Annotated in this window: 23 protein-coding genes and 1 tRNA gene; 15 read left to right on the top strand and 9 right to left on the bottom strand. The window is 67.6% G+C overall.

Features of this window, described 5'->3' with window-relative positions; all coding sequences use genetic code 11:
- Window positions 1–11 precede the first annotated feature (11 nt).
- The gene (locus IEV99_RS15670) at window positions 12–1,313 is read left to right on the top strand and encodes a dihydroorotase (protein WP_188518686.1); all 1,302 of its coding nucleotides are present in this window, start codon (window positions 12–14) and stop codon (window positions 1,311–1,313) included.
- Here the strand turns inward: IEV99_RS15670 and IEV99_RS15665 are convergent.
- The gene (locus tag IEV99_RS15665; protein ID WP_188518685.1) at window positions 1,298–2,392 is read right to left on the bottom strand and encodes an acyltransferase family protein; all 1,095 of its coding nucleotides are present in this window, start codon (window positions 2,390–2,392) and stop codon (window positions 1,298–1,300) included. The genes IEV99_RS15670 and IEV99_RS15665 overlap by 16 nt on opposite strands.
- Before the next feature lie 185 nt (window positions 2,393–2,577).
- Here IEV99_RS15665 and plsY point away from each other — a divergent pair, with 185 nt between their 5' ends.
- Entirely contained in the window at window positions 2,578–3,174 is a 597-nt protein-coding gene (plsY, locus tag IEV99_RS15660) for a glycerol-3-phosphate 1-O-acyltransferase PlsY (RefSeq protein WP_188518684.1), read from the top strand.
- Window positions 3,171–4,451, top strand: coding sequence for a DNA-processing protein DprA (gene dprA, locus IEV99_RS15655; RefSeq protein ID WP_188518683.1), 1,281 nt, complete (start codon window positions 3,171–3,173; stop codon window positions 4,449–4,451). The genes plsY and dprA overlap by 4 nt, the downstream gene beginning before the upstream one ends.
- Here the strand turns inward: dprA and IEV99_RS15650 are convergent.
- Window positions 4,414–4,668, bottom strand: a complete 255-nt coding sequence (locus tag IEV99_RS15650; RefSeq protein ID WP_188518682.1) for a hypothetical protein — start codon at window positions 4,666–4,668, stop codon at window positions 4,414–4,416. The two genes, dprA and IEV99_RS15650, sit on opposite strands and share 38 nt — an antisense overlap.
- Before the next feature lie 348 nt (window positions 4,669–5,016).
- On the opposite strand from IEV99_RS15650, the gene IEV99_RS15645 reads away from it, so the two are divergent.
- Entirely contained in the window at window positions 5,017–5,565 is a 549-nt protein-coding gene (locus IEV99_RS15645; protein ID WP_188518681.1) for a hypothetical protein, read from the top strand.
- A 10-nt stretch (window positions 5,566–5,575) separates the two neighbouring features.
- Here IEV99_RS15645 and ruvX read toward each other — a convergent pair whose 3' ends face one another.
- The gene (gene ruvX / locus IEV99_RS15640) at window positions 5,576–6,076 is read right to left on the bottom strand and encodes a Holliday junction resolvase RuvX (RefSeq protein WP_188518680.1); all 501 of its coding nucleotides are present in this window, start codon (window positions 6,074–6,076) and stop codon (window positions 5,576–5,578) included.
- A gap of 107 nt (window positions 6,077–6,183) precedes the next feature.
- Between ruvX and IEV99_RS15635 the strand changes: the two genes are divergently transcribed.
- From IEV99_RS15635 to gatB, 6 genes are all read left to right on the top strand, one after another.
- Window positions 6,184–6,879, top strand: coding sequence for a metal-dependent hydrolase (locus IEV99_RS15635; protein ID WP_188518679.1), 696 nt, complete (start codon window positions 6,184–6,186; stop codon window positions 6,877–6,879).
- 247 nt (window positions 6,880–7,126) lie between these two features.
- Complete coding sequence (gatC, locus tag IEV99_RS15630; RefSeq protein ID WP_188518678.1) at window positions 7,127–7,414, top strand: Asp-tRNA(Asn)/Glu-tRNA(Gln) amidotransferase subunit GatC; 288 nt, start codon at window positions 7,127–7,129, stop codon at window positions 7,412–7,414.
- Window positions 7,415–7,479: 65 nt separating this feature from the next.
- The gene (gene gatA / locus IEV99_RS15625; RefSeq protein ID WP_188518677.1) at window positions 7,480–8,958 is read left to right on the top strand and encodes an Asp-tRNA(Asn)/Glu-tRNA(Gln) amidotransferase subunit GatA; all 1,479 of its coding nucleotides are present in this window, start codon (window positions 7,480–7,482) and stop codon (window positions 8,956–8,958) included.
- Window positions 8,959–8,961: 3 nt separating this feature from the next.
- A complete protein-coding gene (locus IEV99_RS15620; protein ID WP_188518676.1) occupies window positions 8,962–9,171 on the top strand; it encodes a hypothetical protein in 210 nt (69 codons plus the stop codon).
- Between the two features lie 159 nt (window positions 9,172–9,330).
- Window positions 9,331–9,639, top strand: coding sequence for a hypothetical protein (locus IEV99_RS15615; protein ID WP_188518675.1), 309 nt, complete (start codon window positions 9,331–9,333; stop codon window positions 9,637–9,639).
- A 220-nt stretch (window positions 9,640–9,859) separates the two neighbouring features.
- Window positions 9,860–11,347 carry an Asp-tRNA(Asn)/Glu-tRNA(Gln) amidotransferase subunit GatB gene (gene gatB, locus IEV99_RS15610; protein WP_188518674.1) on the top strand — a complete coding sequence of 496 codons (1,488 nt, stop codon included), beginning with the start codon at window positions 9,860–9,862 and terminating at the stop codon, window positions 11,345–11,347.
- Between the two features lie 3 nt (window positions 11,348–11,350).
- Here the strand turns inward: gatB and IEV99_RS15605 are convergent, their stop codons facing one another.
- Window positions 11,351–11,995 (bottom strand): DUF2238 domain-containing protein, encoded by a 645-nt coding sequence (locus IEV99_RS15605; protein WP_210318667.1) that lies wholly within the window; start codon window positions 11,993–11,995, stop codon window positions 11,351–11,353.
- Entirely contained in the window at window positions 11,986–12,507 is a 522-nt protein-coding gene (locus tag IEV99_RS15600) for a DedA family protein (protein WP_371875810.1), read from the bottom strand. The genes IEV99_RS15605 and IEV99_RS15600 overlap by 10 nt, the downstream gene beginning before the upstream one ends.
- Window positions 12,508–12,728: 221 nt before the next feature.
- On the opposite strand from IEV99_RS15600, the gene IEV99_RS15595 reads away from it, so the two are divergent.
- Window positions 12,729–13,367, top strand: a complete 639-nt coding sequence (locus IEV99_RS15595) for a glutathione S-transferase family protein (RefSeq protein ID WP_188518671.1) — start codon at window positions 12,729–12,731, stop codon at window positions 13,365–13,367.
- Window positions 13,364–13,834: a GNAT family N-acetyltransferase gene (locus IEV99_RS15590; protein WP_188518670.1), complete on the top strand. Its 471-nt coding sequence runs from the start codon at window positions 13,364–13,366 to the stop codon at window positions 13,832–13,834. Before IEV99_RS15595 ends, IEV99_RS15590 begins: the two co-directional genes overlap by 4 nt.
- Window positions 13,835–13,894: 60 nt before the next feature.
- On the opposite strand, the gene IEV99_RS15585 is transcribed toward IEV99_RS15590, so the two are convergent.
- Window positions 13,895–14,206, bottom strand: coding sequence for a hypothetical protein (locus IEV99_RS15585; RefSeq protein ID WP_188518669.1), 312 nt, complete (start codon window positions 14,204–14,206; stop codon window positions 13,895–13,897).
- Between the two features lie 261 nt (window positions 14,207–14,467).
- Between IEV99_RS15585 and IEV99_RS15580 the strand changes: the two genes are divergently transcribed.
- Window positions 14,468–15,178, top strand: coding sequence for a glutathione S-transferase N-terminal domain-containing protein (locus IEV99_RS15580; RefSeq protein ID WP_188518668.1), 711 nt, complete (start codon window positions 14,468–14,470; stop codon window positions 15,176–15,178).
- Between the two features lie 42 nt (window positions 15,179–15,220).
- Here the strand turns inward: IEV99_RS15580 and IEV99_RS15575 are convergent, their stop codons facing one another.
- Window positions 15,221–15,688: a DUF2147 domain-containing protein gene (locus tag IEV99_RS15575; RefSeq protein WP_210318666.1), complete on the bottom strand. Its 468-nt coding sequence runs from the start codon at window positions 15,686–15,688 to the stop codon at window positions 15,221–15,223.
- A 368-nt stretch (window positions 15,689–16,056) separates the two neighbouring features.
- On the opposite strand from IEV99_RS15575, the gene IEV99_RS15570 reads away from it, so the two are divergent.
- Window positions 16,057–16,326: an SEL1-like repeat protein gene (locus IEV99_RS15570; protein ID WP_188518667.1), complete on the top strand. Its 270-nt coding sequence runs from the start codon at window positions 16,057–16,059 to the stop codon at window positions 16,324–16,326.
- Between the two features lie 281 nt (window positions 16,327–16,607).
- A tRNA-Ser gene (locus tag IEV99_RS15565) sits at window positions 16,608–16,701 on the top strand.
- A 134-nt stretch (window positions 16,702–16,835) separates the two neighbouring features.
- Here IEV99_RS15565 and IEV99_RS15560 read toward each other — a convergent pair.
- On the bottom strand, window positions 16,836–17,072 hold the full coding sequence (locus IEV99_RS15560) for a hypothetical protein (RefSeq protein WP_188518666.1): 237 nt from the start codon (window positions 17,070–17,072) through the stop codon (window positions 16,836–16,838).
- A gap of 683 nt (window positions 17,073–17,755) precedes the next feature.
- Entirely contained in the window at window positions 17,756–18,010 is a 255-nt protein-coding gene (locus tag IEV99_RS15555) for a hypothetical protein (protein ID WP_188518665.1), read from the bottom strand.
- Window positions 18,011–18,700 lie beyond the last annotated feature (690 nt).

Genomic DNA, 18,700 nt, shown 5'->3' with positions numbered 1-18,700 from the left:
GGCGGGAGCCCATGTCCGTATCCGCCCTGCAGCCGCTCGTTCTCGCCAACGGCGTGTTTCTCGATCCCGCCACCGGCCGGGAGGAGGGCGGCGACCTCATCGCGGACGCCGGCGTGATCCGCGACTTCGGCCATGCGGTGCGCGGCTCGCGCCCGGACGGCTGCACCGTCGTGGATTGCCGCGGCATGGTGGTGGCGCCGGGCCTGATCGACATGCGCGCCTTCGTGGGCGAGCCGGGGGCGGAGCATCGCGAGACGCTGGCCACGGCCAGCCACGCGGCGGCGGCCGGCGGCGTCACCACGGTGGTGTGCATGCCGGATTCGAGCCCGGCCGTGGACGATCCGGCCGTGGTCGACTACCTGATCCGCCGCGCCCGCGACACCGCCATCGTGCGCATGCTGCCGGCGGCCGCGCTCACCAAGGGGCTGCACGGCGCCGAGATGGCGGAGATCCGCCTCCTGACCGAAGCCGGCGCGGTGTTCCTCACCGACGGCGCACGGTCTGTCACCAACGCCCAGGTGATGCGCCGGGCGCTGACCTATGCGCGCGACTTCGGCGGGCTCATCGTCCACCATTGCGAGGACCCGGATCTCGTCGGAGACGGCGTGATGAACGAGGGCGAGCTCGCCAGCCGCCTCGGGCTGCACGGTGTGCCGCGCGAGGCCGAGACCATCATGCTGGAGCGCGATCTCCGGCTCGTGCGGCTGACGGGCGGGCGCTACCACGCCGCCATGATCTCCTGCGCGGACTCGCTGGCCATCATCGAGCGGGCGCGCTCGGAAGGTTTGAACGTCACCTGCGGAGTTTCGATCAACTCATTGACGTTGAACGAGAATGACATCGGGCCGTACCGGACCTTCCTGAAGCTCTCGCCGCCGCTGCGGCATGAGGACGACCGTCTCGCCATGGTGGAGGCGCTGGCGGAGGGGCTCGTGGACGTGGTGGTGTCGGACCACAATCCGCAGGATGTCGAGACGAAGCGGCTGCCCTTCGCCGAATGCGCCGACGGGGCGATCGGCCTGGAGACGATGCTGGCCGCGGGCTTGCGGCTGGTGCATGCGGGCGAACTCGAGCTCGCCGCGCTGCTGCGGTCCATGTCGACCCGGCCGGCCGAGATCCTGGGCCTGCCGCAAGGGCGGCTCGCCAAAGGCGCGCCCGCGGACCTCATCGTGTTCGACCCGGAAGAGCCCTTCGTGCTCGATCCTGCGGCGCTGCACTCGCGCTCCAAGAACACGCCATTCGACGGCGCGCGGCTGCAGGGCGTCGTCCACCACACGGTGGTGGACGGGGCGCTGGTTTATTCGGCCGGCTGAAGCCGCAGCGGGCGCGCCTCGCGCCGGCTCTCCCACGCCCGCAGGCGACGGTTCAACGCGGCCGTGAGCGGCGTTTCGAAAACCAGGAAGCAGACCAGGCCGCCCGCCATCGCGGCCAATCCGGCCGCCGCGACGAACACCCAGAGCGACACGCCGGCGCCGACCAGCGCCGTCCACGCAAAGGCGGCGGGGCGCAGGATGAAGGGTTGCAGGAGGTAGGTGCTGTAGCAGGCGTCGCCCAGCAGCACGCCGAGGCGGGCGATGCGGGTGTTCGTTGGGATCTGCGGCGCGAGCACCGCCATCGCGACCAGCGCGGCGGCCGGCAGCGAAATGGTGACGAACCAGTCCAGCTTGAACGAGTCGGCGCTGGAGCTGGCGAAGATCGCCGCCACGGACGCGGCGCAGACCACCAGGGCGAAGTCGGCCGACACCCGCACCCCCGCCTTGAAGGCGATCGCGATCGCGAAGCCGACGATGAAGTCGAGCGTCATCGCGCCGCCCCAAAACGAGACGCTGGCGGGCGCGCCCGGAAGGTGCGCGGCCGCAACCATTCCGGCGAGAACCGCGGACGCGAGGCCAACGCCCCATTTGCGCGGCAGCGCCAGGCAGAGCGCCAAAAGGGCGTAGAAGAAGAACTCGATGTTCATTGTCCAGCCGAGCGCCAGAACGGGGCGCATTTCGCCGTTGGCGCGCTCGAACGGGAAGAAGAAGTAGGACGCCAGGACGTGCAGGGGCTCGGTGATCGGCACGTTCAGGAGGCGGGGGGCGATGAAGCCGCCCACCAGCACCAGGGTGGTGAGCAGCCAGTAGAGCGGAACGGCGCGAACCAGCCGTCGCATAAAGAACTTCAACGAGGCCCCGGGCTGCGCGAAGGCGTCGTAGCTGGTCGACAGCAGAATGAAGCCGCTCATGACGAAAAACACGTCGACGGCCGCCGTCCAGCGGTTGCTGACCTCCATGATCGGTGGAAGCCCGAGCTTCTCGGCCATGCCGAATGTTTCGTGCGCCGCGTGGGAGAGCACCACGAACAGCGCAGCAAGGGCTCGCAGGATCTGGATATTGGATAGGCGACCGCTCATGGTGAACGTTCCGTTACGGCACAATCAAGCGCTGTGCGCAGGGTGCGTTGCATGGCGGGCGCCAGCGATCTTCTTACGCGCATAGTGGTTGTGTGCTCGTTAAAGACGTAAAAGCACGGCGCGCATTGACGGAGGCGGCCGCGGGCGCGACTGTTGAGCCACCAACCCGCCGCGGCGAATTTTTCATGCTCCTCCTCGTCTTTCTCGTCCTCGGCTACGCGCTCGGCTCCATCCCGTTCGGCCTCCTCATCACGCGCGTCGCCGGGACGCAGGACATTCGCTCCATCGGCTCCGGGAACATCGGCGCCACCAACGTGCTGCGCACCGGCCGGAAGGGACTGGCGGCCGCAACGCTGCTCGGAGACGCGCTGAAAGGCACGCTCGCGGTGGTGATCGCGGCGCGGTGGGGGTTGGAGCCCGCCCTGGCGGCCGCGGCCGGCGCCTTTCTGGGCCACGTCGCGCCGGTGTGGCTGGGCTTCAAGGGCGGCAAGGGCGTCGCCACCTTTCTGGGCGGCCTGATCGGGCTGGCGGCGACGCCGGTCGGCTGGGTTCCGGCGCTGCTCTTCGCGGCCCTCTGGCTCGGCTGCGCGCTGGCCACGAAATACTCCTCCGCCTCCGCGCTGCTCGCCAGCGCGTCCGCTCCCGCCTGGATGGCCTGGGCCGGACAGCGCGAGGCCGCGCTGGTCTATGCGGTTCTGGTCGCGCTGCTGTGGTGGAAGCACGAGGCGAACATCCGCCGGCTCCTGGCCGGAACCGAAGGCCGCATCGGGAGCAAGGGATGAGCCTGGAGGGCGGACGACCCGCACCGGCGCTCACCGACCAGCAACGGTTCGACTGGCTGCGCCTGATCCGCTCTGAAAACATCGGCCCGCGCACCTTCAGGGCCCTGATCAACCATTTCGGCAGCGCGGGGGCGGCGTTGCGGGGACTGCCGGACCTGGCGCGCAGCCGCGGCGCGAAGGCCGTGCGGATCTGCACGCAGGCCGAGGCCGAGCGCGAGTGGGACGCCGCGCGGCGCCTTGGCGCGCGCTTCGTCGCGTCGGGCGAGCCCGACTACCCGACCGCGCTGCGCGCGATCGACACCGCGCCTCCGATCCTGTGCGTGCGCGGGCGCGCGGAGGCGCTGCTGCGCCCGTGCGTCGCCATCGTGGGTTCCCGCAACGCCTCCGCGACCGGGCAGCAGCTCGCGATCCGCATGGCGCATGAGCTTGCGGGCGCGGGCTTCACGGTGGTGAGCGGGCTGGCGCGCGGGATCGACGCCCGCGCGCATGAGGCCACGCTCGCGTCCGGCACGGTCGCGGTGCTGGCGGGCGGGCATGATCGCATCTACCCGGCCGAGCACACGGCCATGCTGGAGCGCATGGTGGAGCGCGGCGCTGCGGTGTCCGAGATGCCTCTCGGCTGGGAGCCGCGCGGGCGCGATTTCCCCCGCCGCAACCGCATCGTGTCCGGCATGTCGCTGGGCGTCGTGGTGGTGGAGGCGGCGCGGAAATCCGGCTCGCTGATCACGGCGCGCTTCGCACTGGAGCAGGGCAGGGAGGTGTTCGCGATCCCGGGCTCGCCGCTGGACCCGCGCGCGGCGGGAACCAACGATCTCCTGAAACAGGGCGCTACGTTTACGACCGGGGCCGAGGACGTCATCGCGGCGCTGCAACCGCTGATCGCGGCAGAGCCCGGCGCCAATCAGATGCGGGACGGCGGCAAGGACAGCGTCGACCAGGAACAGCTCTGGGACGAGCTCGACCTGTTCGGGGATGCGCCGCCCACCCCGACCGCGCCTGTGCAGGGCTATTCGTTCGAGGAGCGGGCGTCCGGCCCTCCGGACGACGCGGAGCCCGCCGACCCCATGAAGCGGATCGAAGCGCTGCTCGGGACGAGCCCGGTCGGGATGGACCTTCTCGTGCGTTCGTCGGGTTTGCCGGTCGCGACAGTGCGGTCGGCCCTGTTGGATCTGGAGGTCGCGGGCCGGATCGAGAGGCACGGAGCGGGGATGCTGTCGCTCCGGCCCGCCGAGGCCGCGCTCAGGACGGCGCCGCCGCAGCGTTGCGACGAGCCGTGACATTGGCCTCGATGTTCGCCATCTCGAGGAAATAGGCCAGCAGGTCCAGGTTGGCCGACCGGGCGATCACGGCCATCTCGGTGGTCATCTGGGCGATGTAGCGGGCGATGTCCTCGGTCGCGGCCGGCTCCTGCGGGGCGGGCGTGAAGCCCCGGGCGCGGCCATTGGCCGGAATGGACGCCCCGAAGGGAATGGTCTGGGATTTCAGAGCGGGCATGACTGGCTCCCTTGGGGCTCGATGCTCAAGGCCGATTCGGCCGCCGTTCGGTAGCACGTGATCAAACGATGCCCCATCATTTGGTAAATGTATAGAGCGATGTTGCGTCTTATGGGTTGCAATTTGCGCATCAGGGTTGGCCGATAGCTAAATGCAACCAGACCGTTGGGCTGATTGCAGAGAGCTCAACCAAACGTAAACGCTGCAAAACAGGCCGCCTTGAGTCGTGCTTCGCCCGACCGGCCGTGATTCACGCCCTAATTGGGCCATCAAGCATTCAGCATGCATTCACTTGAGAACCGTCATTTCTATCGTCGCGGGCTGCGTGAGACCCGCGTGGAGATGACGATGTCGGTTTTGGGAATGCGGTCGCGGCTGGTTCGGTCGGTGCTGGGCGGCTGCCTCTCGCTCGCAATGGTGGCCGCATTGGCGCCATCAGCGGAAGCGCGACCCCGGCGGCCCGGCTATTCGGCCGGCTATCATCACGGCCCCGCGCCGTACCGCCGCAACCGGGGCGGCAACGGCGCTGCGCTGGCCGCCATCGCGGGGATCGCGGCCATCGGCATCGGGGCCGCCATTGCGTCGTCAAACCGGTCACGGTCCTACGACTCCGTGGAGCGGGATCCACTCTATGGCTACGCACCCGCCTATGGCTATCGTCGGAGCCCTGTTCCCGAGCCCGAATACGTGGACGGACCGGAGGTCGTCTATGAGCCTGCGCCGGTCTATGCGCCGAGGCCCGTCTACCAGCCTCGCGTGATGTTTGCGCCGTCGCCCGTTCACCGCGGGTGGGACGGCGGACAGCCCCGCGGGAACCCCGGCTGGCGGCCCCCTCATCGCCACTGGAACGAGTTTCGGGCTCGGCAGGAAATGCTCGATCGCCACACGCGCCAGTGAGGGGCCTCGATCAGGCCCGGTCGGCGTCGTCCTGGGCTTTGCGCCCGATCGCGGCCAGCCGGTCCAGCAGGCCCTGCAGGATGTAGGCGGCGGCCAGCTTATCCACCACTTCGTCGCGGCGGGCCCGGGAGGCGTCCGCCGCGATCAGCGTCCGCGTGACGGCGGCCGTGGAGAGCCGCTCGTCCCAGTAGACGATCGGCAGCGGCGTCATCGCGGCCAGGTTGCGCGCGAAGGCGCGGGTGCTCTGGACGCGCGGACCTTCGGTGCCGTCCATGTTCAACGGCATGCCGAGCACCAGCGCTCCCACGGCGTGCTTCGTCGCATGCGCGAGCAGCGCGGTGGCGTCGGCCTTGAACTTGGTGCGGCGGATGGTTTCCAGCGGCGTCGCGATGCGGCGCTCGACGTCTGACAGCGCAAGGCCGATCGTCTTGGTTCCCAGATCCATGCCGATCAGGCGCGCGTGGCGGGGTAAAGCGAGAATCGGCGAAAGGTCGGCGTCGGGCGCGATCATGCGTCTTCATGGGCCCTCGCGCCGCAACGGGCAAGCGCCGCGCATTGCCGCTGGCCCGGCCGCCGCTACATTCGACGCCAGCCTGTCGCATGCGAGGAGAGACCCCTATGAAGATCACCTGGTTTGGCCATTCCGCCTTCCGGCTCGACTTCGCCGGCAAGGCCGTGCTGATCGACCCGTTCTTCACCGGCAATCCGGCCTTCACGACCGATCGCGCCGCCGCGGTGGCGGGCGTGACGCACATCCTGGTGACGCACGGGCACGGCGACCACATCGGGGACACGGTTGCGATCGCCAAGGAGACCGGCGCCAAGGTGGTCACCAACTACGACCTGTGCATGTACCTGGCCTCGCAGGGCGTGGAGAAGTTCGACCCCATGAACACCGGCGGCACGATCGACGCCGGCGGCTTCCAGGTGTCTCTGGTGCGGGCCGACCACTCGGCCGGGTTGGTGGAGGCCGGCGTCGGCTTCCCGCTCGGCAGTCCCAACGGCGTCATTGTGCGGGCGGCGGGCGAACCTACCGTCTACCACATGGGCGACACTGACATTTTCGGCGACATGGCGCTGATCAACGAGATCTACGCGCCCAAGGTGGGCCTCGTGCCCATCGGCGACCGCTTCACCATGGGGGCGGCCTCGGCGGCGCTGGCGTGCAAGCGGTTCTTTCAGTTCGAGACCGTGATCCCGTGCCACTACGGCTCGTTCGGCATCGTGGACGCCAACGCGGACAAGTTCGTGGCCGCGATGGTGGGTGGGGCGAAGGTGCTCGTGCCCGAGAAGGGCGTTGCGGTGGAGGTGTGAGGCGATAACGCCGGAACGCCGTTCGTCCTTCTCCCCGCCAGGGGGAAAACGCAGCGCGAAGCGCCGGATGAGGGGAGCAGGCCCGGCCAACCCTCACCCCAGCCTTCTCCCCGTCTTGGGGAGAGGGGGCCTGTTGCGGCTGTGTCGCGGGGTGCGCTCGTCGCCCCTGTTGCGGCTGGGAGGCGTGCGGGATAGAACGCGCTGCGGCCGGGCGGGGGCTCGGCTGCTCGATTTTCAAGAGGTCAGAATGTCCGTCGACCAGGCGACCGTCCGGCGCATCGCGCATCTTGCGCGGGTGGCCGTCACCGAGGAGGAGGTGCCGCACCTCCAGGGCGAGCTGAACGCCATCCTGGCCTTCGTGGAGCAACTCGACGAGGTCGACGTGTCGGGCGTCGAGCCGATGACGTCCGTGACCCCCATGGTGATGAAGAAGCGGCAGGACGCGGTGACGGACGGCGGCATCGCCGACATCATCGTCGGCAACGCGCCCATGACCGAAGACCATTATTTCATGGTCCCCAAGGTGGTCGAGTAACCTTCGCCCTTCCGCCGCACTGCGGCGACCTGCGCGGTTCAGCGCGGGAGAACCAGAGTTCAGCCATGACCGACCTCACCGACCTCACCCTCGCCGAGGCCCGCGACGCCCTGAAGGCGAAGCAGGCGTCCTCCACGGAAATCACCGGCGCCTTCCTGAAGGCCATGGAGGCAGCCCGCGGCCTCAACGCCTACGTGCTGGAGACGCCCGAGCAGGCGCTCGCGATGGCGAAGGCCTCGGACGAGAAGCTCGCGAGAGGGCAGGGCGGGGCGCTCGAGGGCCTGCCGCTCGGCATCAAGGACCTCTACGCCACCAAGGGCGTGCGCACGACGGCGGGCTCCAACATCCTCTGCAACTTCGTGCCGGCCTACGAGTCGACCGTCACGTCGCAGTTGTGGCGCGACGGCGCAGTGATGCTGGGCAAGCTCAACAACGACGAGTTCGCGATGGGCTCGTCCAACGAGACATCAGCCTTCGGGCCGGTGAGCTCGCCCTGGCGGCGCGAGGGCTCCAACGCCGCGCTGGTGCCGGGCGGCTCGTCCGGCGGCTCGTCCTCGGCGGTGGCCGCGCGGCTCTGCCTGGGCGCCACCGCGACCGACACGGGCGGCTCCATCCGCCAGCCGGCCGCCTTCACCGGCACGGTCGGGATCAAGCCCACCTATGGCCGCTGCTCGCGCTGGGGCATCGTGGCCTTCGCGTCGTCGCTCGACCAGGCCGGGCCGATCGCCCGCACGGTGCGCGACAACGCCATCCTGCTGCGCTCCATGGCGGGGCACGACCCCAAGGACACGACCTCGGTTGACATCGCGGTGCCGGACTACGAGGCGGCGGTGGGGCGCTCCATCAAGGGCATGAAGATCGGCATTCCCAAGGAATACCGGGTCGACGGCATGCCGGCCGAGATCGAGGCGCTCTGGGGCAAGGGCGCGGAGTGGCTGAAGGCGGCGGGCGCGGAGCTCGTCGACGTGTCGCTGCCGCACACGAAATACGCCCTGCCGGCCTACTACATCGTCGCGCCGGCCGAGGCCTCGTCCAACCTCGCGCGCTATGACGGCGTGCGCTACGGCCTGCGCGTGCCCGGCAAGGACATCCAGGAGATGTACGAGAAGACCCGCGCGGCGGGCTTCGGCAAGGAAGTGCGCCGACGCATCATGATCGGCGCCTATGTGCTCTCGGCCGGCTACTACGACGCCTACTACGTCAAGGCGCAGAAGATCCGCACGCTGATCAAGCGCGACTTCGAGGAGGTCTACGCCCAGGGCGTGCACGCCATCCTGACGCCCGCGACGCCCTCGGCCGCCTTCGGCATCGGCGAGAAGGGCGGGGCGGACCCGGTGGAAATGTACCTCAACGACGTCTTCACCGTGACGGTGAACATGGCCGGCCTGCCCGGCATCGCGGTGCCGGCGGGGCTCTCGTCCGAAGGGCTGCCGCTGGGGTTGCAGCTCATCGGCCGGCCATTCGACGAGGAGACGCTGTTTTCCGTGGCCGAGGTGATCGAGCAGGCGGCGGGACGGACCCGGCTTCCCGACGCGTGGTGGTGAGCCGTGTTCAGCACGGCCGTCGCTTCCGCGTGCCTGACCGTGCTGCAATGGCTTCTCTGGCTCACGGCGGGGCTGCTGCTTCTGCTGCTCGTCGTGCAGTCCCTGCGCGGTGACGCTGACGCCCAGCCGGTCACGACGGCCGTGATGGCCGTAGCCGCCGGCGTTCTGGGCTGGATGTTCGGCGCCGCGGGCCGGCGGCTCGCCGCGCGGTAGACCAGAATGCAGTGATGCAATTGCTCGCCGTCAATTGCGAGCCGAAGGCGAAGCAATCCAGTCTAGCGCCGGACTTCAAGGCTTCGTCTCCGGCTGGCAATGATGGGAGTATGGTTTCGGCCCCTCTACCCACCCTCGCCTTGAGAACAGGACACACGGATGCCTCCGCATTTCTGGCAGGACCTCGAACCCTATCGCTGGGTGGTGCTGCTCGCCTTCGTCGACCCGGTCGTGATCGCGGTCGGGCTGTGGATCGGCTGGAAGGCCGACCAGGCCGCCAAGCTGCTGCTGGCCGGGTTTGCGGCCGTGATCGCCGCCGTGGCGGTGAGCTTCCTGCTGCGCTTCGTCGGAGTGAGCTGGTTCGAGGGCGGCTACTTCTTCGGCGGCGCGCACGCGCTGGCGCGGTTCTTCGCCGGGGTGGCCTGGGCCGTGGTGGGATATGGGGCAAGGCGGGCGAGCGGGCGGTGAAATAGTCTTGCCGTCGTGGCCGGGCTTGTCCCGGCCATCCACGCCTTCGACCAGCGCGTGGATCCCCGGGGCAAGCCCGGGGATGACGGTGGAGGGAATCAGGCTGCGTAGCCGCGCTCCCGTTGAACCCCGTTGGCCCTTCGCCCCCTTGACCCCGCGCGCCTGAGACATGAAAAGCGGGGTTCGGCCTCATGGCCCGTCCGACACGAGAGATCATCCGATGAACGCCATCGTCGACAGCCGCACGCTCGACCCCAAGAAGCTCATCAAGGGCGCGACCGGGGATTGGGAAATCGTGGTCGGGATGGAGATTCACGCGCAGGTGACGTCGAAGTCGAAGCTGTTCTCGGGCGCCTCGACCGAGTTCGGCGGCGAGCCGAACGACCACGTCTCGCTGGTGGACGCCGCGATGCCGGGCATGCTGCCGGTGATCAACGAGGAATGCGTCAAGCAGGCGATCCGCACCGGGCTGGGGCTGAAGGCGCAGGTGAACCTGCGCTCCACCTTCGACCGCAAGAACTACTTCTACCCGGACCTGCCGCAGGGCTACCAGATCAGCCAGTACAAGAGCCCGATCGTGGGCGAGGGCGAGGTGGTGGTGGACCTGCCGGAGAGCGGCGGGCAGATCACGGTCGGCATCGAGCGCCTGCACCTTGAGCAGGACGCCGGCAAGTCGCTTCACGACCAGCATCCGACCATGAGCTTCGTGGACCTGAACCGCTCTGGCGTGGCGCTGATGGAGATCGTGTCGAAGCCCGACATCCGCTCGTCGGAAGAGGCGCGCGCCTATGTGACCAAGCTGCGGACCATCCTGCGCTATCTCGGCACCTGCGACGGCGACATGGAAAAGGGGAGCCTGCGAGCCGACGTGAACGTGTCGGTGCGGCGGCCGGGCGAGCCGTTCGGCACGCGCTGCGAGATCAAGAACGTGAACTCGATCCGCTTCATCGGGCAGGCCATCGAGACCGAGGCGCGCCGGCAGATCGGCATCCTGGAGGATGGCGGCGCCATCGACCAGGAGACGCGCCTCTTCGACCCGAGCCGGGGGGAGACGCGTTCGATGCGCTCCAAGGAGGAGGCGCACGACTATCGCTACTTCCCGGATCCGGACCTTTTACCCCTGGAGTTCGACCAGGCCTATGTGGACGCCCTGGCGCAGCACCTGCCGGAGCTGCCCGACGCCAAGAAGGCGCGTTTCATCGCCGATTACGGGCTTTCGCCCTATGACGCCGGCGTGCTGGTGGCCGAGCAGGAGCAGGCCGCCTATTTCGAGGCGGTCGCCAAGGGACGCGACGGCAAGGCTGCGGCGAACTGGGTGATCAACGAGCTCTTCGGCCGGCTCAACAAGGAAGGCAAGGACGTCACGACCTCGCCGGTGTCGCCGGCGCAGCTCGGCGGCATCGTGGACCTGATCGGCGAGGGCGTCATCTCGGGCAAGATCGCCAAGGACCTGTTCGAGATCGTCTGGACCGAGGGCGGCGACCCGCGCGAGCTCGTCGAGAGCCGCGGCATGAAGCAGGTCACCGACACGGGGGCGATCGAGGCGGCCGTGGACGCCGTGATCGCCGCCAACCCGGACAAGGTTGCGCAGGCGCAGGCCAAGCCCACCATGATCGGCTGGTTCGTCGGTCAGGTGATGAAGCAGTCGGGCGGCAAGGCCAACCCGCAGGCCGTGAACGACATCCTGAAGGCGAAGCTCGGGATTTGAGAGTTACGCTCGCTCGGGCGGCTGCAGCCGTCGGAGGGAGCGGTCGTGCAGCGGGATCAGGATCATCGCGCAGAGCGCGCCGATCAGCGCCATCAGCATGTCCGACTGCGTGTCCCAGACATCGCCCTGGGTTCCCAGAAACGCATCCGCGGCTTCGCCGGTGGCGACCGCGACGCGCCACTCGATGATCTCGTAGAGTGCGCTGAACGCGAGCGGCCCCGCGACCATAAGAATGGGCAGGAACGCGCTCCGGGGCGCCTGCCTGAAAGGCGAGTAGCGCACCAGCAGCTCGCGCGTCAGGATCGCCGGCACGAAGCCTTGGGCGAAGTGTCCGAGCTTGTCATAGTTGTTGCGGGCTCCGCCGACCCAGTCACGGACCCAGTCCCCGGCTGGGACCAGCGCGTAGGTGTAATGGCCTCCGACCAGCAAGATCAGCGCATGCGCCAGGATCAGCAGGTACAGCAGACCCGACAACGGCCAGCGCTTTCGAGTCAGCGCCAGCAACGGGAAGGCGATCAGAGCCGGAATGGTCTCGAGCCACCAGGTCAGGCGGTCGTGGGCGCCAAAATACGACAGCGGAAGCGCCGCAACAAAGACGGCGGCGAGCGCAAGCGGGGTCAGCCGCTGCGGAGAGCCCCCTAGAACCACTTTTGCAGCGCCTCCACGCCGAATGCCCCGGCGCCCAGCGTCCACGTGGCCCACGCGGACGCGGACAGCCAGTTGGCGAGCTGGAAACTCCATTGCGGCATCTGGCAGGCGCCCGCCACCAGCGGCACGGCGGCGCGCAGCGGGCCGAGGAACCGGCCAAAGAACACGCCTGCCCAGCCCCATTTCTGGAACGCCGCATGGCCGCGCGGCAGCAGGTCCGGGTGCTTGTTGAGCGGCCACATGCGCGAGATGGGCTCGTGATAGTGGTAGCCGAGCCAGTAGGACAGCCAGTCGCCCAGCGCCGCGCCAAGCGCCGCCGCGAACCAAATGGGCAGGAACGCGATGCCGCTCGCCCCCACCATGACGCCGATGCCCCACAGGATCACGGTGGCGGGGATGAGCAACGACACGAAGGCGAGCGATTCTCCAAACGCCAGCGCGAACACGATCGGAATGACCCAGCCCTCGTGCGTCCGCAGGAAAGCCAGGATGGGCTCGACGAAATCAGGCACGTTCAAGCGGCGCGTCTCCCGGGGCATGGATCAACGAAAGGGAGGCGTCCCGTCGAACCGCATGCAGGCTGCGATCTCGGCGCAGAGGTGGTGAGCGCGGGCGCGAAGTCAACCGCGGAGGATGCTCCACGGCGGCCTTTCGGCCGCCATTGCGCCTTGCGGCGGCCCCGCCAAGCTGTAGTCTCCCGCCGCTGCCCATCTGGCAGGCACGAGGACGTCCCATGACTGCGCGCTATACCCTCCACGGCATCTTTCTGTCCGGCCCCACCTACAAGGTCGGCCTCGCGCTGGCGCTGGCCGGCGAGCCCTTCGACTACACGCACGTGAACCTGCGCGCCGGCGAGCACAAGACGCCGGAGTTCATGGCCATGAACCGCTTCGGCCAGGTGCCGTGCCTGACGGACAACTCCAACGGCCGCAACCTGTGCCAGTCGGCCTCCATCCTGGAATACATTGCCGACAAGACCGGCAAGCTCGGCGGCGCGACGCTGGACGAGCGTGTCGCCGCGCGCGAGTGGATGTTCTGGGTGTGGGACAAGCTCGCGGCGCCGATCTACCGGGTCCGCGGCGCCAAGGCCGGCTTCCGCACGCTGGATGACGCCACCGTGGCGATGTATGTCGGCGAAGCCGGCGCGGCGCTGAAGTTCCTCGACAACGCGCTCGCGGGACGTTCCTGGCTGGTCGGCGAGGGCCCGACTATCGCGGACATCGATGTGTATGGGGTGGTTCACTACGCCGGCGACGCGGGCGTCGATCTCGCGCCTTACCCGAACGTCGTCGCCTGGGTGGAGCGCTTCCGGGCGCTGCCGGGGTTCGCCGAGCCGGCCGCGCTGCTGCCGGCAGAGAGCAAGGCTGCGTGAGCCGGGAGCTCCTTATTCGCGAAGCCACGGCCTCAGACCTCGAGGCCGTGGTGGCCCTGCACGGCGCGGACGCCCTGGGCGCCCACGGCGACGCCTGGACGCCCGACTCGCGGACCGATTACGAGCGGGCCTTCGCGGCCATCGCCCGACATCCCGACCACACGCTGTATGTCGCGGAGGCGGGCGGGGAGGTGCTGGGGACGTTTCTGCTCAGCTTCCTGCCCGGCCTTACCGGGCGCGGGGCGCTGCACGCGCAACTGCGGTCGGTCCAGGTGCGGGCGGACCAGCGCTCGGGCGGCATCGGCGCCCGGCTGCTGGCCTTCGCGGAGGCGGAGGCGCGGCGACGCGGCGCCGCCGTGATGGAACTCATGTCCAGCATGCGCCGCGTGGACGCGCACCGCTTCTACGAGCGGCATGGCTACGGCAAGACGCATTTCGGCTTCAAGAAGCGCTTCGGCCCAGCCTAGGTCCCACGCAAAAGCCCCCGGCCGGGCCGGGGGCTTCCGGGATGGCGCGCGGCGCCGGGATCACTTCTTCTTCAGGCACTCGCTGGAGAACTGGCGCCAGGTCTTGCCCTCGGTCTTGCCGGCCTTTTTGGCGGCCTGCCACTCGGCGCCGCATTCCTTCATGCGGTTGCGCGAGGCCATCTGCGCCTCGGAGGGCGGCTTCTTCTCGGTCGCCGGGGCTGCGGCCGTAGGGGCCGGCGTAGCGGGGGCTGGCGCCGCAGGCGCGGTCGCGGCGGGAGCGGGCTTCTTCAGCGGGTTGGCGGCCGTTTGGGCGGCCGCGGGGGCGGCTGCGGCCAGGAGAACCGCAAGCGCTGCGATGAGGCTGGTTTTCATGGAAAAGAACTCCCCATGTCCGGGGCACTGGCCCGCGCCGGGAACCCGGCGCCGCCCCCGGACTCACCGGCGGGCGCGAAGCCCTGCAGCATCCTCCCAATCCGGGGCGCGCCGCAAGAGCCGGCTGCGAAGTTGCGGAAAATCAATGATGCGATGCGAGACAGGCCGCGCGGCGCACGCCAGCCGCGCAGCGCGTCTGTCTTCCGGCGGCCGCGGCTTCGGCTTACCGTGACGGCTCCTTGTTTCTTGAGGACCATCCGCATGTCCGCAGCGCCCGCGACCCCGATCGATCTCTACTACTGGCCGACGCCCAACGGCTGGAAGATCAGCATCATGCTGGAGGAAACGGCCTTGCCCTATACGGTGCGGCCGGTGAACATCGGCAAGGGCGACCAGTTCAAGCCCGAATTCCTCGCCATCGCCCCCAACAACCGCATGCCCGCCATCGTCGATCATGACGGCCCCGGCGGCGAGCCGATCTCGGTGTTCGAGTCCGGCGCGATCCTCCAGTATCTCGGCCGCAAGACCGGGCAGTTCTACCCGTCCGACGAGCGCGCCCGCGTGGCCGTGGAAGAGTGGCTGTTCTGGCAGATGGGCGGGCTCGGCCCCATGGCGGGCCAGACGCACCATTTCCGCATCTACGCGCCCGAGCAGGTGCCTTATGCGATCACGCGCTACACCAACGAGGTGAACCGGCTCTACGGCGTGATGAACAAGCGCCTCGCCGAACGCGAGTATCTCGCCGACGCCTACTCGATCGCCGACATGGCCTGCGTCGGCTGGGTGCGCGGCTGGGAGCGGCAGGGCCAGAACATCGAGGACTTCCCACACCTGAAGCGCTGGTTCGAGGCCGTGATGGCGCGCCCGGCGGTGGTGCGCGGCATGGCGGTGCTGGCCGAGGAGCGCGCGAAAGTCGACCTCTCCAAGGACAAGGACGCGCAGGCGGTGCTGTTCGGCCAGAAGGCCCGCTGAGAATGCGCGCAGCGCGGCGCGGAAACCCCGCGCCGCAGCCGCTCAGTCGACGCGCTTCAGCGTCTCGGCCTTGCAGATCATGCCGCCCATGACGCAGCCCTCGAGCTTCAAATGCTGCGCGTCGATGGCGCTCAGGAAGCCCGTGTAGGTCTTGCCCTCGTCGGCTTTGTAGACCTCGCCCTTCCATTGGTCCGGCTTGCCGGTCGGCTTCATGTTGAGAACGATCGGCAACCCGAGCAGCGGGCGGGTGCGGCGACCCGCGTCCGGGTTCTGGTCGTCGGTGCGGGGCTTGCCATCCGGACCGGTCGGGTCCTTCAGCCAACTGATCGAGCCGCAAAGGGCGTCGCCCCCACAGCGCGTGATCTTGATCCGCGACGTGCCGGTGGCGCGCAGCCACGTGCCGGTCGCGTCGGCCGCGGCGGCGGACGCCGGAGCCAGCAGGCCGGCCGCCAAGGCGGCGGCGGCAAGGATGCGCATCGGCCTGGCGAGCGCGGTTGTGTGTTCAGCCATCTGGCGGTTCCCCATCGGCGTCGCATGCGCCGTTGGGCCCATCATCCATCCCTGTCCGGTTCTGGCAAGCGCGACGGCGGCTGCGCGCAGAGTCAAGGATCCGTGAACGTGAACCTTCAGGGCGCTTCAGGATCCGCGACGCGATTCGTTTTGCAGCCTGGGTTTTCGCGCCTGAACGGGGTAAATGAAGGTTTAGATTTACCGCTCGTTTTCGTTTCGATTACCTCCGATTCATCGTGCTTATTAGCTCGCTTTTGAAGAAATTGCGGTGGAATGCAGGTGTTCAAGGCGACGCTCCTGAACCGAGACGGACGCCTGAAGTAATCGAAAAGATCTCCGCAGAAGCGGAGCGAATGGGAACCAGGACCATGGCGCGTTTTGAAATGAACACGGCCGAGATGGCCTCGATCGCGGCGGGCGAAATGGACGGCCTCGCCTTCCTCGAGCTCGGCATGATGTATGCCGCCGGCCGTTCGGTGGAAGTCGACCGCGTCGCCGCCCACAAGTGGCTCAACATCGCGGCCGCCCGCGGCTGCCGCGACGCCATCCCGCTCCGCGCCGAGATCGCGGCCGAGATGACCACGGCCGAGATCGCCGACGCCCAGCGCGCCGCCCGCATGTGGCTGACGCTGCACTAAGCGGCTGCGGCCGCCCTTTGCAGGGCCGCCGACGACCCCGACGCCGCGCAAGGATCGCCCGGAAGGGCAGGGCGCGCGCCCCGGGCGACCGCACATCGCGGACCGGGCCCGGCCGACCGGACAGGCCCCGCACGCCGCCGCCTCACGCGCGCCGCCACGGCTTCGAGCAGGCCCGGGCGGCCCGAATCCCGGCGTTCCCATCCCGGCCGCGCGCCCTCGCGCAGCCCGCCTCATCCGACCCGTTGACCCGCCGCCCCTGATCGCCTAGAGCTTCCCGCGCCGGAGACGTGGCCGAGTGGCTGAAGGCGGCGGTTTGCTAAACCGTTATAGGTTTGTAAAGACCTATCGAGGGTTCGAATCCCTCCGTCTCCGCCATCATTTATCGTAAGTTTCTGTTCTTACAGTGAATTTCTGAGCAGAATCCCTCAAACCCTAATTCTTACCCCAACCTTGTTACGACATGGGCTGCCTCGGCTGGGAGGGGCAGCTGCCTTGAAACTGGCCGTCAATCAAGCGCTCCACTCGAGTTCGCTCAAGATTTCAGCCGTAACTTCGATGTAATCACTGAGCCGATCCGCATTCGCCTTCAACAACTCACGAGCCTTCTCAACGGCGGCCGTTTTGGTGGGGCATCTCTCCGAAACAGAGTCGATCTCGCGCATCTCACCTGCGGATACCCGCTCCCAAACTTGGACTACGGCATACCAGGCTCCTTTGCCGGTACGCCTGCGCATCTTCAATTCCACCTCGGACTTCCAGTTCGTCTGAACGACTAGACCAGCGGCTTGCCGTGCTCGTGCAGGGCCTCGTTGATCGATCCTGCAGCGCGATTTCCGGCTCTAGCCCGGCTCGGCCCCTCATTGTCGATCCCCTACCTCTGGAAGCTTAGGCAGCGCTAGAAGTGCGATTAAGCCGAACACGGCGGTCAACGCCCCTATTGCAAACCAGCTCAGAGCATTGCGCCCCCGACTAGGGGCAATGACGGCACAGAGAATGCCGAATGGGAGCATCGCAAGGGCAACCGGCGTGAGGATGCGATCCAGGAGGAGATCGACGCAGCGTTCGACACTCTTGAAACGCTTCCGCCCAGCATCGAGCGTGCGGCCGCGTTGACGCTCTATGAGATTGTCGTGCAGGCGGGCCGGGAGGAGACTGTCGAGAAGGGCGCGGGCATCGAGGGCCTTACCGCCTTGCGAGCCCTCCGGCCACTCCTGCGCGGAGCGGTGGCGGCCACAGTGGCAGACTTCCTCGAAAATCCGATGCGGCCGATAGGCCATTGTCCGCTCTGGGGAGGATACTGGCCCCCGGAACTCTAGACACGGCTGCGTGTTATTTGGCCAGCACGACTGAACGTTCATTCCAGCTCTTCTCGGCCCCGCAGCAAGCCCCCGCTGCGGGGTTTTTTTACAGCTACAAGGCAGCAAAACGATCAATTGCAGGCTGAAGAACTGGCGCGCTTAACATAGAGCCGGACAATGAGATCAGTGAACGCGTCGCAGTCGAGATCAGGCTGCCTCACCAGAAGCAACGCTACTTTCGTGCTGAAGTCCTCGGGCGGAAGGTGTCCATGCTGCTGAACGAGATCCGCCGCAGTTGCCTCGATGCGGACGTCTTCAAGGTCCTTGCTCATCACCAACATCTTTTGCTCGCGGACAAATTTTGGAAAGCGATCTGCCAGCTGCATACGCAGTTCAACTACCCTTCGTCTTAGCTGTTGCACCATCTGCGAATCAGCAGCAGCCTCTAATCAAGCAAGAATGTAGAAAACGAGGGGGTAACGCAATGTGGTACGCAATATTTCATCTTGCCTGCTTGGCGGTGTTTCTGGAATGTGCGCATCGAGCGCCGACGTCTGAAAATTCTATATTTATCAAATAAGGATTTTAACTTAAACTTGGGGCCTCACCGTGAGCAAAAAACGTGTGGTTGTGCGCGAAGCGACTGAATCATCCAGAGGCAACATTGGACGATCGCAGGGTGGTCACGATGCCAACATGCGCTTGCTGGTTGGCTTTGCTGCCGCGGTCGACTTGGTGATGACAGGAATGTCCCTCGTGTGGGTGCGATAGTTCTTATCGACCGGGAACTAAAGCCAAGCTGGTGCATTTTGGCACAGCATCAACATCCGTTGACGCGACCCCACTCGTGCATTGCACGCGCCCGCCCTACGGCGGGTTTTTCTTTGGCCATCCCGCTTCGGATCGGCAGAGTGGGGTACGGTGTTTAGCTTTGGTTAACCATCCCGCTGCAGCTTCGCCGAGTCGGAGATGTCCGCCTTCGGCATAGGGAGTTCGGCCCCGCCCCAGCGCAAACGGCGGGGCCGCATCGCCAGGTAACTAGTTACTCTCCACGCGGGACTTGACGTCAACGTCGG

The organism is Alsobacter metallidurans (assembly GCF_014636935.1).
GTDB classification, from domain to species: Bacteria; Pseudomonadota; Alphaproteobacteria; order Rhizobiales; family Beijerinckiaceae; genus Alsobacter; species Alsobacter metallidurans.
Note: the sequence above shows the minus strand (reverse complement) of the source record. Positions and strands in the feature narration are given on the sequence as shown.

Excerpts from the sequence above, each read along its gene's own strand:
- IEV99_RS15670 (WP_188518686.1), top strand. The coding sequence starts at position 12 with ATGTCCGTATCCGCCCTGCAGCCGCTCGTTCTCGCCAACGGCGTGTTT.
- IEV99_RS15665 (WP_188518685.1), bottom strand. The coding sequence starts at position 2,392 with ATGAGCGGTCGCCTATCCAATATCCAGATCCTGCGAGCCCTTGCTGCG.
- plsY (WP_188518684.1), top strand. The coding sequence starts at position 2,578 with ATGCTCCTCCTCGTCTTTCTCGTCCTCGGCTACGCGCTCGGCTCCATC.
- dprA (WP_188518683.1), top strand. The coding sequence starts at position 3,171 with ATGAGCCTGGAGGGCGGACGACCCGCACCGGCGCTCACCGACCAGCAA.
- IEV99_RS15650 (WP_188518682.1), bottom strand. The coding sequence starts at position 4,668 with ATGCCCGCTCTGAAATCCCAGACCATTCCCTTCGGGGCGTCCATTCCG.
- IEV99_RS15645 (WP_188518681.1), top strand. The coding sequence starts at position 5,017 with ATGTCGGTTTTGGGAATGCGGTCGCGGCTGGTTCGGTCGGTGCTGGGC.
- ruvX (WP_188518680.1), bottom strand. The coding sequence starts at position 6,076 with ATGATCGCGCCCGACGCCGACCTTTCGCCGATTCTCGCTTTACCCCGC.
- IEV99_RS15635 (WP_188518679.1), top strand. The coding sequence starts at position 6,184 with ATGAAGATCACCTGGTTTGGCCATTCCGCCTTCCGGCTCGACTTCGCC.
- gatC (WP_188518678.1), top strand. The coding sequence starts at position 7,127 with ATGTCCGTCGACCAGGCGACCGTCCGGCGCATCGCGCATCTTGCGCGG.
- gatA (WP_188518677.1), top strand. The coding sequence starts at position 7,480 with ATGACCGACCTCACCGACCTCACCCTCGCCGAGGCCCGCGACGCCCTG.
- IEV99_RS15615 (WP_188518675.1), top strand. The coding sequence starts at position 9,331 with ATGCCTCCGCATTTCTGGCAGGACCTCGAACCCTATCGCTGGGTGGTG.
- gatB (WP_188518674.1), top strand. The coding sequence starts at position 9,860 with ATGAACGCCATCGTCGACAGCCGCACGCTCGACCCCAAGAAGCTCATC.
- IEV99_RS15595 (WP_188518671.1), top strand. The coding sequence starts at position 12,729 with ATGACTGCGCGCTATACCCTCCACGGCATCTTTCTGTCCGGCCCCACC.
- IEV99_RS15585 (WP_188518669.1), bottom strand. The coding sequence starts at position 14,206 with ATGAAAACCAGCCTCATCGCAGCGCTTGCGGTTCTCCTGGCCGCAGCC.
- IEV99_RS15580 (WP_188518668.1), top strand. The coding sequence starts at position 14,468 with ATGTCCGCAGCGCCCGCGACCCCGATCGATCTCTACTACTGGCCGACG.
- IEV99_RS15575 (WP_210318666.1), bottom strand. The coding sequence starts at position 15,688 with ATGGCTGAACACACAACCGCGCTCGCCAGGCCGATGCGCATCCTTGCC.
- IEV99_RS15570 (WP_188518667.1), top strand. The coding sequence starts at position 16,057 with ATGGCGCGTTTTGAAATGAACACGGCCGAGATGGCCTCGATCGCGGCG.
- IEV99_RS15555 (WP_188518665.1), bottom strand. The coding sequence starts at position 18,010 with ATGCAGCTGGCAGATCGCTTTCCAAAATTTGTCCGCGAGCAAAAGATG.